Here is a 15,809-nt window from a genome sequence, read left to right on the forward strand (position 1 = left end):
AGAAAACAAGGCAAAAAGCAAATCAAATGGCTAAAAGAGAAAACGATAGTTTTTCAATCAAAGATTTAATGGGAAGCTTTATTCAAGAGAATAATAAGTTGAAAAAAGGATTTCAAAAAATTCATATTGACGAAGCTTGGGAAAAGTTGATGGGTGCTGGAGTAGCTTCGTATACCAGTGAAGTAAAACTACAAAACGGAACCTTAATTGTTCGTTTGTCTTCCTCGGTACTACGAGAAGAGTTAAGTTACGGTAAAGATAAGATAATACGTATGATTAATGAGGAAATAGGAGAGGAGCTTGTTAAAAAATTGATGTTGGTGTAGAATGCAAGGTGTGTAATAAGCTGCTAAAAAAAGCTTTTGCAATAGTAAAAAGTGGTTTACCTTATGACGCAAATTATAAAAGTACTTTGGGTTAAAAAAGTATAAAATTTACTTATTTTTGACTTTAGTTCTTATGGGTTGGGTTATGTATAAATTTGTTGTTTTTTATTCAAAACTCCTTCAAATTCAAATGGTAAGAACCAATCAAAACTAAGTTTTTCCTTAGCTTTGTGGGATGCAAAATTTACCATTGGGACATATTCTTTTTTCATATCTAAAAGTTTAAAATATTCTCTTTTCTCTATGAATTTTGCAAACTCAGCTTGTTTGATTTTACCTTCTTCTATAAGGTTATTATTTATGTAGTTTGATATTTTAGGATGTTTAAAAATTAATTCGTATAGGTGTTTATTTTGTTCTATTGAAAATGTATTCATTTTGCTTTTATAATCATTTGTCCATTTAACGAGGTAAACACATTCTTCAAAATCATCCTTTTTTACATATGAACCTTCTCTATTATTGTCTCCTCGCCACGTGTGTACTTTTACATTAAAAATATTAGATAAATTTTCTGCAAAGTCAGCATTATTGTTTTTTTTCAGTTCGAACGTATCATCTCGATAATATAAATTCAATAGAAACAAGGCCCCCATTGCTTTGAGTAAATTCTCGAGATTGCCTTTTTTTAAATTTTCTGTGCGATTATGTTTTACTGCTTGGTAAGCTTTTTTCCATTTAGAACCACTTGCCCCCCTTTTGTTAGCCTTTTTTAAAGGTGTAAAAATTCTATTATATGAATTCGCGAAAAAGAAATTTGAAGAACTTACAATAATCTTCTTCTTACTTAAATCCCATTTTTCTTCTAAAAAGTCTAGACAATCCGTGTCAAAAAATAAATCATTATCATTTTCTTTGGTTCCTCCATTTTGAAAATATAATTCCTTTGAAATTGCTTCAATTTCTACTGAACATCTAATTAATAATTCTGAAATCTTTACCGAGTAAACACTCAATTGTTGGTCATCGAAATGAATTAAATTTGATAATTCAACTATTTCTTTTTCAAGGTTTTTGTAAATCGGCCAATATAAATTTATCATTTTCTTCGATTTCAGTTTTTGTCTTACCCTTAACGGCTTGTATAAGCGTAGTGCGAGGTTAGGAGCACTTCACTTTTGTTTAACCTTAAGGTTATAATAGTCTATTTTTCGTATTTAGCACTCTACTCCGCATTACGCTTATACTTTGTTGGTAGTAGTTTTTTTCCAATTATCATTTGAGAATAATAAACCGAAATAGAAATTACCATACTTGGCACTATAAATAACAGTAGGTCATACAAAATTATTTCAAAACCATATTTAAAAGAGCTTATTAAAATTATGACCGCTAATAATATATTTATTGTAATAAAAAGTAATAAATGTTTTAAGTAATTTTTTATTAAAAGTATTGAAAGTGGTGCAAGCCACCAAAACACAAAAAAATAGAAATAGTAACTATAATTTACGTAACTACTGATTTCGGTAAATTTTTTTATGTGATTACTAACTATTCCTTCGGTTAAAGGAAAAACAAACTGTCCAACTAAAAGCAGTATTAGAAAATTAGACAAACAAGATAAAAAATAAAATTTTCGCATTCTATATATAAAAGTATGTGTGATTGCTATTATTTAGTTCTCTTTTTCCTGAAAGTGTTAATACCCCATCACATTCTATACTTCCCATATAAGATCTACCCCTACCTCTGCCTGCGCCGATAGAGCAAAACCCATCATCAGCAACCCAATATTTTTGAATACTTGTAATAATTTCTACATGTCCTTTTCCAAAAACAACAATATCTCCAACTTTAACATCTTTATAATTTTTTCTTTTTCTTAAAGAAGATTTACCCATATAGATTTGTTCTGGGTCATAATAATGATTATTTGATGAAGTAAAGTTATTTAAACCGTATAAATAAATAGCATCACCAACAAAAACATTACAAAGCCAACGTTTTCCGTTTCCTAAATCACTCCAGAACACACTGTATAAGTTTATTTTCCATTTACTCATACAAGCTTCTCTTAATCTAGAAAAGTGAGATATATTGTCTAAGTTAATTCCTCTCCCTTCATATCCAAATCCAGCAAGAGTTGAAATTGTCATTCGTTGCTTCATACTAAGGTTATTCCATTTTCGTTTTCTCTCAGATGATTTTAATTTTTTCCAATCTATAAGACTTGGAAACATAGGTCTTCTTGTAGCTCCATCTAAATTTGGATTTGGAGAAAAAAACCAATTCTGTTTTCTTTCATGGTATTCCCAGTATGAATCCATTATTTCTTTATTTGTTCCTAATTGTTTTGCTATTTCTGCTAATCGCATCTTTTTCTCTTTATTTTTTAATTACAGCAACGTGTTTGTGTATGGAAAGTTGTGTTTTTGTGTGCGAGGATTTTCCGAAGGAAAATCAGACGTAACAAAAGTGCAACGACCATTATTTAAGTACTAATGCAGCAATTTTTTATAGACGATGTTAGCTGTAGTTATTTTCATTCACAGTAATTAATTCAACCAATTTCTTTGCAACATTTTCCATTGTATCCTCTTGTGTATCTAATCCATTTCTTGACCCTAACAATGGACTCACATCTCTCAATTCATCATAAGTTGTATTGTGCACAATAGGTACAAGTTGGTCTGTAGCAAGTAAAGCAGATAATTCTTTTTCAGCTACACCTTCGTTCTGTACTCTTTTCAAGAAGCTAGGTGTTACTAAAACAATTCCAATTTTAGATTTGGCTAAACCTTTATCGATTTCCCGAAGAAATGAAGTTCCTAATGGTATGTCTTTTTCACTGAACCATACATTTACACCATTTGATTCTAGTAAGTTGTATAATTCTAACGCAGATTCTTTTCTGTCATCCCAAGCGTGGCAAAGAAAAATGTCTCTAATATCAGGTTTTTTAGCTCTTTTTTCAACGACTTTTCTAACAGGTGTAAGTGTATTTATCTCTGCTGAAGTATAATAAATAGCAGAACCAGATTTTGACCAAGAAGCTTTTCGAGTTCGACCTTTTGAACTATTATAATTTCCAGATGAAGATGTTCTTTTGCTTGAAGTATAAGAGTTATCATAAGACGGATATGAATATCCAGAACTATATCCACCATATCTACTACTACACGCAGGACAATTTGCTCGTCCACTTGCTGTTCTATGTCCTCTCGAAGGTGCTGTACATCTTGCCATTTTTTTTTATTCTTTTAGGTTGACTAAATTATTAATTTCCTTTCATCTTCATTTACGGAAAGCCGTATTCGAAATGTTCTAACGTTTTTCTAATTACAGCTAACTAATTTATATATGCTTTCAAATATATTAAAATCAACAGGTTACTTAAAATAAAGTTATTAACGAGTTATTGTTGTTTGTTAATTAATTATACAACTCCAACGAACTTACTACAAGATGTGTCCAAAATCTTACGGAATACCATAAGCTAAGTTATTTAGAAAATAAAAGATGTTTTACGGAGTAGCAACGATTCTATATATCGCTGCTGACACACTTTATTGAATACTCCCTAACGAAACCGTCAGCGCGTCACGCTGGTCTTTCCTCAACACAACGAAACCATCAGCGCGTCACGCTGAGCTTTCCTCAAGGCAACGAAACCATCAGCGAACTTCGCTGGCCTTTCCTCAAGGCAACGAAACCATCAGCGAGCTTCGTTGAGCTTTCCTCATCAATATGTAAGTACAATAAAGAGTGTAGAGAGCTTTATGATCGAATTATTGCTAGGGTAAAAGTAAAATCTGCTTTAATAGCAGTGTGTAATAAGTTACTAAAATAAGCTTTTGCAATAGTGAAAAGTGGTTTACATTATGATGCAAATTATAAAGTGCTTTGAGTTAAAAAAGTATAAAATACACTTGTTTTTACTTCAGTTCTTCCTGATAATACTATAGTAATATTTTTCTCACACTATTTTTTAAATTAATGACAATTTTTTAAGAACCCGAATCCGTTTTAATGATTTATGCTCAATACTAACGAAGTTATTGTGAATTAAATTTAAAATGAACTAAGTGTTTGTTTTTGAGTGTGTTGATGAGTTTTTTAATATGACAAAATGACCTTTTTTTGATGAAAAACAATAGGTGACTGTAAAAATAACAGTCGTATGTTAAAGAAAATTAAAAGTTAATAAAAGAAGTTGTCTCGTTTTTTATTTTGGCTCATTATTTGCAAAATAGGTGATTGAAATCACTTAAGGTTTCGTATTTGAAATAATGTTTAATTAAAATTTTGTAATTATGAGCAATTTAATTAATGTTCCTAAAAACGGAAGTTTAACAAGCACTAATTCAAACGTAAACTTCCCTAACTTGTCTAGTTGGCTAGATGATGTGTTTAATAGAGATCTTCCAGCTGTGTTTACATCAAACTTTAATACAGGAATTACTTTACCTAAAGTAAACATTAAAGAAACAGCAGATAGTTATATTGTAGAAATGGCTGTTCCTGGTTTAAGCAAATCTGATTTTCATATAAATATTGATAATCAAATATTATCTATTAGCACAGAAATAAAAGAAACAAATGAAGAAAAACAAGAAAACTATACTCGTAGAGAGTTTGGATATTCTTCGTTTAAAAGAACATTTACGCTACCAGAAAGCGTGAATGATGATAAGATTAATGCTAGCTACAAGGATGGTATCTTAAACATCTTTTTACCTAAAAAAGATGAAGCAAAACAAAAACCAGCAAGAACAATTAAAATTTCATAATGATTTTTTATCCTTAAAGGAGGTAAGGAGGCTGAATTATCAGCCTCCTTTATAAATATTTTCCTATTAATTTAATATACAATCATATGCCTAGAAAATTTAAATCAGGAGATTGGGTGAGATTAAAAGGTAGTAATAAAACTCCAAAGATGGAAGTGCTCAAATACATCCTAAAGAAGGATGCCTTATTAGGGGTGAATAATAATGATACTTATTTAGAGTGTGTTTGGTATAAAGAAGGTGAACGAAAATCAAAAATATTTCATCAAAACAATTTAGTGAAGTCACCAGAAACAGGAGGTTTATATAAGGTGTAGAAGTTTAATTAACCTTATTAAGTTTACGAATTGTTTAACAAAAAATTAAAAATGATGAGAAAGTATATGTTATGTATGGTCTTGGCTTTGTTAACTATTAGTTGCAATGGTCAAAAACACAGACAAAAAGAAAGTGTTGAGCGTATAGAAAAACAACCTAAAGGAAGTTGGAAAGTAGATAAAGAGTTTGATGAAAATGGAAACTTGATACGTTATGATAGTATTTATACCTGGTCACTTAACAACAATGAAACAAATCTTTCTTCTATAGACAGAGATAGTTTGTTAAAATCATTTAAATCTAAATTTTTTACAAACTTTTCAGAATTTCAAACGCAAGGATTTGAAGATGTCTTTTCTGAAGACTCTCTTTTTAGTAAACATTATTTTAGTAATGACTTTTTTAAAAGTAATTTTGGTAGAGAGTTTATGGAGATAGATAAAATAATGAAACAAATGGAAGATAGGCAGAAGAAGTTTTTAGAAAAATATCAGTCTGAATTTATAAACCCTAAATAAGCTAATTTAAATTAGCTAAAAGGATGCATTTTGCTTAGTAAAGGGAAAATAATTAGAGAAATATTTATAAAAAAAACTCGCTACAAAACTGTAGCGAGCCTTTATAATATCTATAAATTCAGTAATCTAAATTAAAGATTAAAACATTTCTCTACCAGAAAAGTGGAAAGCACCTTCGATAGCTGCGTTTTCATCAGAATCAGAACCGTGTACAGCATTTTCTCCAATAGAAGTAGCGTATAATTGACGGATAGTTCCTTCAGCAGCTTCAGCTGGGTTTGTAGCACCAATTAAAGTTCTAAAATCTTCAACAGCGTTGTCTTTTTCTAAGATAGCAGCGATGATTGGTCCGCGAGTCATAAACTCAACTAACTCACCAAAGAAAGGACGCTCGCTGTGTACCCCGTAAAAAGTCTCAGCATCACGCTTCGTCATTTGTGTTTTTTTCATAGCTACGATTCTGAAACCTGCAGCATTAATTTTTTCTAAAATTGCACCAGTATGTCCGTTTTCAACAGCATCTGGTTTAATCATTGTAAAAGTTCTATTTGTTGCCATTATTAAATGTAATAAATATCAGTATATGATAAATTTCTTAATTGTTGTTGATTATGCAAACTTTGCATAAATCGGCGCAAAAATACACTTTTTAATGTTATTAGCAAGTTAAGGGTATACTTGGTTGATTTCTTGTAAGATAGATTTGTTTTTACCACGCATTTGAAAGGTTACTTTTTTAGTTTTTAAATCTAAAAGCAACGTTCCATAGCTTAAAGAATTTACAACATTTCCTATTCTGAAGTTGTTTTCTTCTGAAGAAAATGAAGAATAAGCATGTGTTAACCCACTTGAAGTGAAATCTATAAGAGGATAAGCAAGTCCTTCAATAGTTGTTTTAGAAAACTCAGAAATATGTCTATCTCCAGAAAGAAGAATTACGTTGGTGTTTTTAGCTTTTTTAATTAAACTGAATAAATTAGCTACTTCATGAGGAAAGTTACCCCATTTTTCAAAACCATGTTCTTTTGATAAGATTTGAATACTGCTTACAATTATAGTAAAAGTAGCAGTAGAGTTTGTAAGTTCATTTGTAAGCCATTTCCATTGTGTATCGCCTAAAACAGTACCTTCGTTATATTTGTTAGGTTGAAAACGTTGTCCGTTAGTACCTCTAGTAAGTGAAGTTCTAAAATAGCGAGTATCTAAAACAATAATTTTAACACTACCATCTTTTGTGTTGAAAGTTTTAGAGTGGTAAACGCCTCGTTGTTTTCTTCTAGGAGAATCTTTAGGGACATCTAAAAAATCTAAAAATAATTGTTGACTTTCGTCTTTCATTTCAAATTCTACACCTGCATCATTTTTACCATAATCATGATCATCCCATGTAGCAAGAATTGGAACTTTGGTAGTTAGTTCTTTATATCCTTTAACCTTTTTTTGACTTTTATACATACGTTTCATTTTACGCATGTTATTAGTATCTGCATAAATATTATCTCCACCCCAAATCCATACATCGGGTTGAAGTGATAGAATGTTTTCCCAAAAAGGATTGTTAAGTTTTTGGTTATTACAAGATCCAAAAGCAATGGAAAATGTATCTTGACTAAAAGATAGAAAAGGGATACTTAGCAAAAAGGTTAATAGGGTAATAAATTTAGTAGATTTCATTAAGTTTTAATTTTATAGCAAAGAAACAAAAAGCAATACATAAAAAGGTTAATATAGCATTAATTTGTATCTTCGCCACTTATGATTTTAAAGCATTTTACAGAATTAAAAGAGTTCTTATCTAAACCTAGGAATATTGTAATAATTGGGCATAGAAACCCAGATGGAGATGCAATTGGTTCAACACTAGGTTTAAAACATTATTTAGACAAAAAAGGACATACGGCACAAGTGTTAATGCCAAACGAATATCCTGATTTTTTGCATTGGGTTCCTGGGTCAAAAACTGTTAAGCGTTTTGATCGTCAAAACAACCAATCTGTCAAAGCTTTAGCGAAGTCTAACATTGTTTTCTTACTAGACTTTAATGCGTTACATAGAGTAGGAAGTGATATGCAAAACACTTTAGAGCAATACGAAAACGATTTTGCTTTAATAGATCACCATCAACAACCAGACGATTTCATGTATATGTATTCAGATACTTCCATGTCTTCAACTTGTCAAATGGTATACAACTTTATTGAAATGATGGGAGATGTAGAGTTAATAGATAAAAATATAGCAACTTGCTTATATACGGGTATTATGACCGATACAGGTTCTTTCCGTTTTAGATCTACAACAAGTACCACTCATAGAATTATAGCAAATTTAATAGATAAAGGAGCTGAAAATGATAAGATTCACAGTAATGTACACGATGCAAACTCTTACAATAGATTATTGTTGTTAGGGCAAGCACTTAGTAATATGAAAGTTTTACCAGAATATAAAACAGCATTTATAACACTTACTGAGGAAGAAAAGAGAAAATTTAATTACGAAAAAGGAGATACAGAAGGGGTAGTAAACTATGCATTATCTTTGAAAGGAATTGTATTTGCTGCCATTTTTATTGAAGATGAAGAACAAGGAATTGTGAAAATATCTTTTCGTTCAAAAGGAAAATTCTCTGTAAACCAGTTTGCACGTAATTATTTTAATGGAGGAGGACATGATAATGCAGCTGGAGGTAGAAGTGATGATAGCTTGGAAAATACGATAGCAAGATTTAAGTCGTTATTACCTACATACCAACAAGAGTTAGAAAAATCGTATGAAGCATAAAATAATACTTTTTGTTTTTACAGCTATACTTATAGTGTCTTGTAAAGAGCCGCAAGCAAGAAGACCAAAGCAACACGGTACAACAAATTTTTATAAAGAAGTTCTTAAAGAGAATAAGAAACTAAACGCTTTAGAAAAAAAACGTTTAGAAGAATGGGTGGCTAAAGATACTCTTAAAGAATATAAAACTTCACCTAACGGTTTTTGGTATACATATATTACTAAAGATACATTAAACTCAAGTTCTCCGAAGTTTGAAGATTTAGTTATGTTGTCTTACAATATAGTAAGTCTGAATGGAGATGTTCTTTATGAAACAAAGGAGAGAAGTTACAAAGTAGATAAAGAAGATTTTATTCCTGCATTACAAGATGGAATAAAGTTGATGAAAAAAGGAGAAACTATTACATTTGTCATTCCATCATACAGAGCTTTTGGAGTTACTGGAGATGGAAATAAAATAGCTGTAAATCAGCCAATACAAAGTACAGTAACATTAATCGATATAAAATCAAAAATAGAAGAATGAAATTAACCAACATTTTAGCAGCTACAGTTGTAGGTTTATCAATTGTTTCATGCAGTAACGGTCAGTTTAAACAAAAAAGTTCATTAGCAACAGAAGTAGACTCTGTAAGCTACGCTTTAGGCTTAGATATGGCTAATAAAATAAAAATGAATTTTGATGATATGGATCAGGATTTATTTGTGCAAGGTTTTAAAAATGGTATGGATTCTACAAACCTATTAGTAGAGTCAAAAGATATAAACAATATTTTAAGAGCATTTTTTCAAAAGAAGCAACAAGAAAAAATGAAACAAATGCAAGAAGAGCAAGCTAAAAAAGCAGAAGCTGAATTTGGAGATAACAAGAAAGCAGGAGAAGAGTTTTTAGCAACAAATAAAACTAAAGAAGGAGTAAAAACTACAGAGAGTGGTTTACAGTATGTAGTTTTAAAAGAAGGAGAAGGCGAAGTTCCAACAGCAAACTCTAGAGTAAAAGTTCATTATCATGGAACTTTAATTGATGGAACTGTGTTTGATAGCTCAGTAGAAAGAGGTGAACCAACTGAATTTGGAGTAGGACAAGTAATTAAAGGATGGACAGAAGGTTTACAGTTAATGAGGCCAGGAGCAAAATATAAATTCTTTATTCCTCAAGAATTAGCCTATGGAGCGCAACAAAGAGGACAACATATTAAGCCTTTTTCAGCTTTAGTTTTTGAAGTAGAGTTATTAGAGATAAAATAAACAAAACTTAAATAGTTGATAATTAATTAGGTTAGCACTTGTTGTTAACCTAATTAATTGTTTATATGAGAAAATAAAAACGAAATAAATGAAATTATTTAAAATTGTATTTGTTGTATTGATAATGTTTGTGTCATGTAAATCAGCGAAATACCCTAATTTAGAAAACGGGTTGTATGCAGATATCCAAACAAACAGAGGAGATATCTTAGTAAAGTTTTTTTATGATAAAGTTCCAATGACAGTAGCGAATTTTGTAGCCTTGAGTGAAGGAACACATCCTAAAATGATAGATTCGTTAAAAGGAACACCGTTTTATGATGGAACGAAGTTTCATAGGGTTATTAAAGATTTTATGATACAAGGAGGGGATAGAACAGGAACAGGTGCTGGTGATGCGGGTTATACATTTGCTGATGAATTCCCAATGGATGAACAAGGAAAACTGTTGTATAAGCACGACGGACCAGGGGTGTTGTCTATGGCAAACTACTCAAGACCAGTTACCAATTCCAGTCAATTTTTTATTACACACAAAGCAACACCTTGGTTAGATGGTGGACATTCGGTTTTTGGTCGTGTTTTACAAGGTCAGTCAGTAGTAGATACCATTCAGAAAAATGACTATATAAAACAGATAGAAATTTTAAGAATAGGAGAAGAGGCGGCTAAGTTTGATGCTCCAGTAGTTTTTGAAAATGAATTAGCAAACGTTGAAAAGAAAGAAGAAGAGAGAAAGAAAAAGCTAGAAGAGTTAAAACAAAAGTATCAAGAAGAACAAGGAATTAATGATGCAATTACAACTGATTCTGGTTTGAAAATTTTGTCATTACAAAAAGGAAGTGGAAAAAAAGTAAATCCAGCATTACCAACAACAGCGCATTATACGCTGTATTTAGCAGATGGAAGAAAAATAGACTCTAGTTTAGATAAAGGAGAAGCTTTTGTTTTTACTGTAGATGACGAAAACTTTCCATTAATAGCAGGTTGGAAAGAAGGAGTGAGAACAATGAGAGAAGGAGATAAAGTACGATTGTTTATACCTTCTTATCTAGGATATGGAGACCGTAGAGTAGGACCGATACCTCCAAAATCGGATTTAATTTTTGAAATAGAAGTATTAAAAGTAGGAAAGTAATCGTGATAGAAAATATTATACAAAAAGATAAAGAGCTTTTAATTTATCTTAATAGCTTAGGAAATGAGCAATGGGATAGTTTTTGGTTAACAATAACCAATCAATTTACTTGGACACCTTTGTTCGCTTTTCTGCTGTTTTTAGTGTTTAAACAGTTTGGGTGGAAAAAAGGATTATTTACAGTGGTTTTTATAGCTGTTTTAGTAACCTTTTCAGACCAATTCACAAATTTCATAAGAGGAGTTTTTGAGAGATTACGTCCTAATAATGACCCAGAAATAAAAGATGTTTTAAGAACGCTAATTAGGCCTCAAAGTTATAGTTTTGTTTCAGGTCACGCAACCACTTCTACAGTAGTTACAGTGTTTATAATTCTTCTTTTAAAGAAGTATGTAAGATATATAAAAATTCTAGTTCTTTTTCCTTTGATTTTTGCCTATAGCAGATTGTACTTAGGAGTACATTTTCCTATAGATATTTTGGTAGGTTTTGTTAATGGAGGTATCATAGGAAGCTTGGCTTATAAGCTATATACTTTTATAGATAGTAAGTTTAATTTTTAACTATTATTTTGTTATTCTAGTGTAAAATTTAGTGCTATTATGTACATTATTTAATAAACTGTCTAACCTTTATGTAGTATATAGGTGGGCAGTTTTTTCGTGTTGTTATAAATTTATATAATAGTTTCTCTTAGAATATATTATTTAGTTTTTCTTAAGGTGGATAACAAAAGGTGTTTTCCAATACTTAATTTTTAATAGTTCGGTAATGTCCTTGCTCACGCTTTCTACAAGTATCTCATAGGTAAATGAGATGTTTTCTCTCTAAATATGTTTTAAGTGTAGTCTAAATAGCCTTAAACTTTAGGTCTATATATCATACTCGTGACATATTTGAGAAGAAGTAAGTTAACCTATTTAAACTTCTAAAGTTACTTATAATTTGAAACAAAGTGTACAGTCTTTTAGGTATGCTTTACATAGTTTGTTCTTGTTACACTTAATTTTTTGTGTAATGTTATTTTTAGGCGTGATAATTGTAAAATAAAAAAAGCTTACAAATTTGTAAGCTTTTTTTCTTTAATCCCCTAAAAAAAAATCCGAAGCTTTCGCTTCGGACTTGCGGAGAAAGAGGGATTCGAACCCCCGGTCCTGTTACAGACAACGGTTTTCAAGACCGCCGCATTCGACCACTCTGCCATTTCTCCTGAGTGCCTCATCAGATATATTCCCTGATTGCGGGTGCAAATATATGACCTTTTTTCAATTCTAAAAAAGTTTTTTGATACTTTTTTTAATAAAATTTAAGCTTTAAAAGTGTTGTGAAACGTAATGCTTTTGCTATCAATAAGTTTGGTGTGAAATAAAATTTAAAAAAAATTAAATAAAAAATAAACTGAATACATAATAGGATGAGGTAATGGATTAATCGATAATTATAAGAATGAAAATTATCGTTTTTAGTAAATAAATTCTACCTTCGTCTTATTAAATAGTAAGGTATGTTTAATTCATTCGGAAATATTTTAAAGTTAACTACATTTGGTGAATCTCATGGAATAGCGATTGGAGGTGTGATTGATGGATTCCCTGCAGGAGTAAAAGTTAATTTTGATGCTATTCAGCAAGAATTAGATCGTCGTAAGCCAGGGCAATCTAAAATAGTAACACAGCGTAAAGAACCAGATACAGTTGAGTTTTTGTCGGGTATTTTTGATGGAGTGACTACAGGAGCCTCAATAGGTTTTGCAATAAAGAATACAAATCAAAAAAGTAAAGATTATAACCATAATACAGATGTGTACCGTCCTTCACATGCCGATTACACGTATGATAAAAAATACGGAATTAGAGATCATAGAGGTGGTGGACGAACATCAGCAAGAGAAACAGCCAATTGGGTTGTGGCAGGAGCGCTAGCAAAGCAATTAATCAATCACATTAATATAAATGCATTTACATCATCAGTAGGAGACGTTTTTATGGTAAAGCCATATCAAGATTTAGACTTTTCTAAAATTGAAAGTAACATTGTCCGTTGTCCTGATGAAGTATCAGCAGAAAAGATGATTGCTAAAATTCATGAAATACGTAAAGCAGGTGATACTGTTGGAGGAACAATAACATGTGTAGCACAAAATGTACCTGTAGGTTTAGGAGAACCTATTTTTCATAAATTACATGCAGAGTTAGGAAAAGCCATGTTATCTATAAACGCTGTAAAAGGATTTGAGTTTGGAAGTGGTTTCTGTGGAGCAAAAATGCAAGGTTCTGAGCATAACGATATTTTTAATCCAGACGGAACAACACGAACTAACTTGTCAGGAGGAATTCAAGGAGGGATTTCTAACGGAATGGATATCTATTTTCGGGTAGCATTCAAACCTGTAGCGACAATAATGCAAAATCAAGCAACAACAAACTCAAAAGGAGAGGCTACTGAGATACACGGAAAAGGGAGACATGACCCTTGTGTGGTGCCAAGAGCAGTACCTATTGTAGAGGCATTAACAGCTTTAGTACTCGCTGATTTTTGGTTAATGAATAAAACAAGGAGAATTTAAAATCAAAAGCATCATTTTTTAAAATGATGTTTTTTGTTTATAACAATTTTACCTATTGTTAAATAAATCACTTTATTTTAAAGTACCTTTACAAGGTCACTTCGGATGATTTCGATGCTCTATCGAAATTGTATCGAGAAGTTTATACGAACCTGTTCTCGATAAAGTCATTCTAAAGACAATTTTATAATATTTTATTTAGATATGATTATGGACTATATTAAAGGGCGTGGTGCACAACACAACACGCACAATAAATTTATACAACATCAACACGAGGTGTTAGATGACTTTTTAAATTATTGCGAAGCTGAAAATGAATCAGTAGATAACAATAAAACAACCTATTTAGAAATTTATCCCAAAACAATTTTAAATAAAATAAAAAGTCCAGACATTGGATTCTCATATTCAATGAATCCATACCAAGGCTGTGAGCATGGATGTATATATTGCTATGCACGTAACACGCATGAATATTGGGGGTATTCAGCAGGATTAGATTTTGAACGTAAAATACTATATAAAACAAATGCACCAGAACTATTAGAGAAAAAACTGCGAAGTCGTAATTGGCAACCCCAAAATATTATGTTTTCAGGAAATACAGACTGTTACCAACCAGTAGAAAAGAAGCTTGAAATCACACGAAAAATGCTACAAGTGCTGTTAAAGTTAAAGCATCCAGCAAGTATGATAACAAAAAATGCACTAATACTTCGTGATTTAGATATCTTAAAAGAAATGGCAGCTATGAATTTAGTGAGAGTGAATATATCGATCACATCGTTGTTAGAAGAAACAAGAAGGGTAGTAGAGCCAAGAACAGCAACAATCGAAAAAAGATTAGAAACAGTTAAGACGCTAGCGGAAAATAATATTCCAGTTAATGTTATGATGGCGCCAATTATACCTTCAATCAATAGTCATGAAATATTACCATTAGTAAAAAAAGTAAGTGAGTTAGGAGCAACATCAGTTGCATATACAATAGTACGTTTGAATGGAGCGATAGGGGAAATTTTTACCAATTGGGTAAGAAAAACCTACCCAGATAGAGCAAACAAAATACTACATCAAATAGAAGACACGCATAAAGGCTCGTTGAATGATTCACGTTATGGGAGTAGAATGAGAGGAGAAGGAAAAATAGCAGAGCAAATAAATACACAATTTAAGCTGGCAAGAAAATTGTATTTAAAAGATAAAACACTCCCTCCACTAGATTATACCAAATTTGATAAGTATCAAACGAATCAAACAACACTGTTTTAAATAATATTTTATAAAAGGCAATTACCTACAATATATATAAGGTATTTCAAAACGGATTTTTATTTCAAGGTCGTTCCAGTTTACAAGTGTTTTTCACTAAGGTTCAAGCACAAGTAAACTGTCGGGCTTTCCGCTATATCTTTTGTTCTTGAGATGCTATCGCAAGTCAAAAACAAAGGATGTCACTTCAATCCCTAACGCGATTTGTTACATTATATATAGTATATACAAGTTATTTTAGGGCTCATGTAGGTAAGTGCAGTAAGTATAATGTCACGGTTTGTAATAGAGTGTTTAGAGTAAAAGAGTAGGTATTGTTTTGATTGGTTAGAAAAACTTCAGGGTGTAACTAATTATATAATAACGTATTAAAAAATATTTAAAAAAAAGGTTTAAAAATTGCTTGTTAAGTGGGAAAAGGTATCTATATTTGCACCCGCCAACGGAAAAGCGATAAGCTTTAAAGTTAGTAAGAGTTCATTAAAATAGGGGAGTAAGATATTTAAAGAAAAGGTTAAAAAATAGTTTAACAAATTCTTGTTTATTAGGGAATAAAGTAAGTATCTTTGCAGTCCGAATTTTAGGGAAGCAGTTCATTAAAATAGTGTAGCAAATCAAACGAAAAAAAAACTTTAAAAAAAGTTTTGTCAGATTAAAAAGAGTTTGTAGTTTTGCATCCGCTTTCACAAAGCGGTACGATCACAGAAATTTTGGAAGACGATAAGTTACTAGTTCGAGTCTAGTGTTTCTACAAGAGGATGAGTCGTAAGATAAGTAAAAACTTGTCATTGGTGACTCGCCACAAGTTCATTGAAAATATTGAAATTGACAGCGTAATTA

General features: G+C 31.2%; 16 protein-coding genes, 1 tRNA gene and 1 pseudogene. 12 read left to right on the forward strand and 6 right to left on the reverse strand.

The features are described from left to right. Window positions 1-26 precede the first annotated feature (26 nt). Complete coding sequence (locus AC3VJB_RS01660) at window positions 27-326, forward strand: DciA family protein (RefSeq protein WP_047790448.1); 300 nt, start codon at window positions 27-29, stop codon at window positions 324-326. A 143-nt stretch (window positions 327-469) separates the two neighbouring features. On the opposite strand, the gene AC3VJB_RS01665 is transcribed toward AC3VJB_RS01660, so the two are convergent. The 3 genes from AC3VJB_RS01665 to AC3VJB_RS01675 all read right to left on the reverse strand — a co-directional run bounded on the left by AC3VJB_RS01665 (window position 470) and on the right by AC3VJB_RS01675 (window position 3,575). Further along, the gene (locus tag AC3VJB_RS01665; RefSeq protein WP_497666667.1) at window positions 470-1,429 is read right to left on the reverse strand and encodes a hypothetical protein; all 960 of its coding nucleotides are present in this window, start codon (window positions 1,427-1,429) and stop codon (window positions 470-472) included. 543 nt (window positions 1,430-1,972) lie between these two features. Beyond that, window positions 1,973-2,704, reverse strand: a complete 732-nt coding sequence (locus AC3VJB_RS01670) for a hypothetical protein (protein ID WP_497666668.1) — start codon at window positions 2,702-2,704, stop codon at window positions 1,973-1,975. A gap of 151 nt (window positions 2,705-2,855) precedes the next feature. Beyond that, entirely contained in the window at window positions 2,856-3,575 is a 720-nt protein-coding gene (locus AC3VJB_RS01675) for a toll/interleukin-1 receptor domain-containing protein (RefSeq protein ID WP_497666669.1), read from the reverse strand. 490 nt (window positions 3,576-4,065) lie between these two features. On the opposite strand from AC3VJB_RS01675, the pseudogene AC3VJB_RS01680 reads away from it, so the two are divergent. The 4 genes and pseudogenes from AC3VJB_RS01680 to AC3VJB_RS01695 form a co-directional block, all read left to right on the forward strand. Beyond that, a pseudogene (locus AC3VJB_RS01680) lies at window positions 4,066-4,176 on the forward strand (IS110 family transposase); the annotation flags it as partial. Window positions 4,177-4,642: 466 nt separating this feature from the next. Beyond that, window positions 4,643-5,119: an Hsp20/alpha crystallin family protein gene (locus AC3VJB_RS01685; protein WP_047790445.1), complete on the forward strand. Its 477-nt coding sequence runs from the start codon at window positions 4,643-4,645 to the stop codon at window positions 5,117-5,119. Window positions 5,120-5,205: 86 nt separating this feature from the next. Then, window positions 5,206-5,436, forward strand: coding sequence for a YodC family protein (locus tag AC3VJB_RS01690; protein ID WP_047790444.1), 231 nt, complete (start codon window positions 5,206-5,208; stop codon window positions 5,434-5,436). A 51-nt stretch (window positions 5,437-5,487) separates the two neighbouring features. After that, the gene (locus tag AC3VJB_RS01695; protein WP_231128427.1) at window positions 5,488-5,955 is read left to right on the forward strand and encodes a hypothetical protein; all 468 of its coding nucleotides are present in this window, start codon (window positions 5,488-5,490) and stop codon (window positions 5,953-5,955) included. 138 nt (window positions 5,956-6,093) lie between these two features. Here AC3VJB_RS01695 and AC3VJB_RS01700 read toward each other — a convergent pair whose 3' ends face one another. Together AC3VJB_RS01700 and AC3VJB_RS01705 are read right to left on the reverse strand one after the other, a co-directional pair. After that, window positions 6,094-6,513, reverse strand: coding sequence for a nucleoside-diphosphate kinase (locus AC3VJB_RS01700; protein ID WP_028892988.1), 420 nt, complete (start codon window positions 6,511-6,513; stop codon window positions 6,094-6,096). A gap of 108 nt (window positions 6,514-6,621) precedes the next feature. Then, the gene (locus AC3VJB_RS01705; RefSeq protein WP_167714115.1) at window positions 6,622-7,629 is read right to left on the reverse strand and encodes an alkaline phosphatase D family protein; all 1,008 of its coding nucleotides are present in this window, start codon (window positions 7,627-7,629) and stop codon (window positions 6,622-6,624) included. An 81-nt stretch (window positions 7,630-7,710) separates the two neighbouring features. On the opposite strand from AC3VJB_RS01705, the gene AC3VJB_RS01710 reads away from it, so the two are divergent. The 5 genes from AC3VJB_RS01710 (at window position 7,711) to AC3VJB_RS01730 (ending at window position 11,691) form a co-directional block, all read left to right on the forward strand. Beyond that, on the forward strand, window positions 7,711-8,739 hold the full coding sequence (locus AC3VJB_RS01710) for a DHH family phosphoesterase (RefSeq protein ID WP_047790443.1): 1,029 nt from the start codon (window positions 7,711-7,713) through the stop codon (window positions 8,737-8,739). Beyond that, window positions 8,729-9,268 carry a gliding motility-associated peptidyl-prolyl isomerase GldI gene (gldI, locus tag AC3VJB_RS01715; RefSeq protein ID WP_047790442.1) on the forward strand — a complete coding sequence of 180 codons (540 nt, stop codon included), beginning with the start codon at window positions 8,729-8,731 and terminating at the stop codon, window positions 9,266-9,268. Before AC3VJB_RS01710 ends, gldI begins: the two co-directional genes overlap by 11 nt. Next, window positions 9,265-9,990, forward strand: a complete 726-nt coding sequence (bamJ, locus tag AC3VJB_RS01720; RefSeq protein WP_497666670.1) for a BamJ family beta-barrel-assembly machinery protein — start codon at window positions 9,265-9,267, stop codon at window positions 9,988-9,990. Before gldI ends, bamJ begins: the two co-directional genes overlap by 4 nt. A gap of 88 nt (window positions 9,991-10,078) precedes the next feature. Next, window positions 10,079-11,128 (forward strand): peptidylprolyl isomerase, encoded by a 1,050-nt coding sequence (locus AC3VJB_RS01725; protein ID WP_159616648.1) that lies wholly within the window; start codon window positions 10,079-10,081, stop codon window positions 11,126-11,128. A gap of 2 nt (window positions 11,129-11,130) precedes the next feature. Then, entirely contained in the window at window positions 11,131-11,691 is a 561-nt protein-coding gene (locus AC3VJB_RS01730; RefSeq protein WP_253269499.1) for a phosphatase PAP2 family protein, read from the forward strand. A gap of 562 nt (window positions 11,692-12,253) precedes the next feature. Here AC3VJB_RS01730 and AC3VJB_RS01735 read toward each other — a convergent pair. Beyond that, window positions 12,254-12,338: transfer RNA gene (locus AC3VJB_RS01735), tRNA-Ser, on the reverse strand. 294 nt (window positions 12,339-12,632) lie between these two features. Between AC3VJB_RS01735 and aroC the strand changes: the two genes are divergently transcribed. Both aroC and AC3VJB_RS01745 read left to right on the forward strand, forming a co-directional pair. Next, window positions 12,633-13,694, forward strand: a complete 1,062-nt coding sequence (aroC, locus tag AC3VJB_RS01740) for a chorismate synthase (RefSeq protein WP_047790439.1) — start codon at window positions 12,633-12,635, stop codon at window positions 13,692-13,694. A 210-nt stretch (window positions 13,695-13,904) separates the two neighbouring features. Then, complete coding sequence (locus AC3VJB_RS01745; protein ID WP_159494561.1) at window positions 13,905-14,969, forward strand: PA0069 family radical SAM protein; 1,065 nt, start codon at window positions 13,905-13,907, stop codon at window positions 14,967-14,969. Window positions 14,970-15,809: the final 840 nt, after the last annotated feature.

The organism is Tenacibaculum sp. TB-53 (assembly GCF_059716285.2).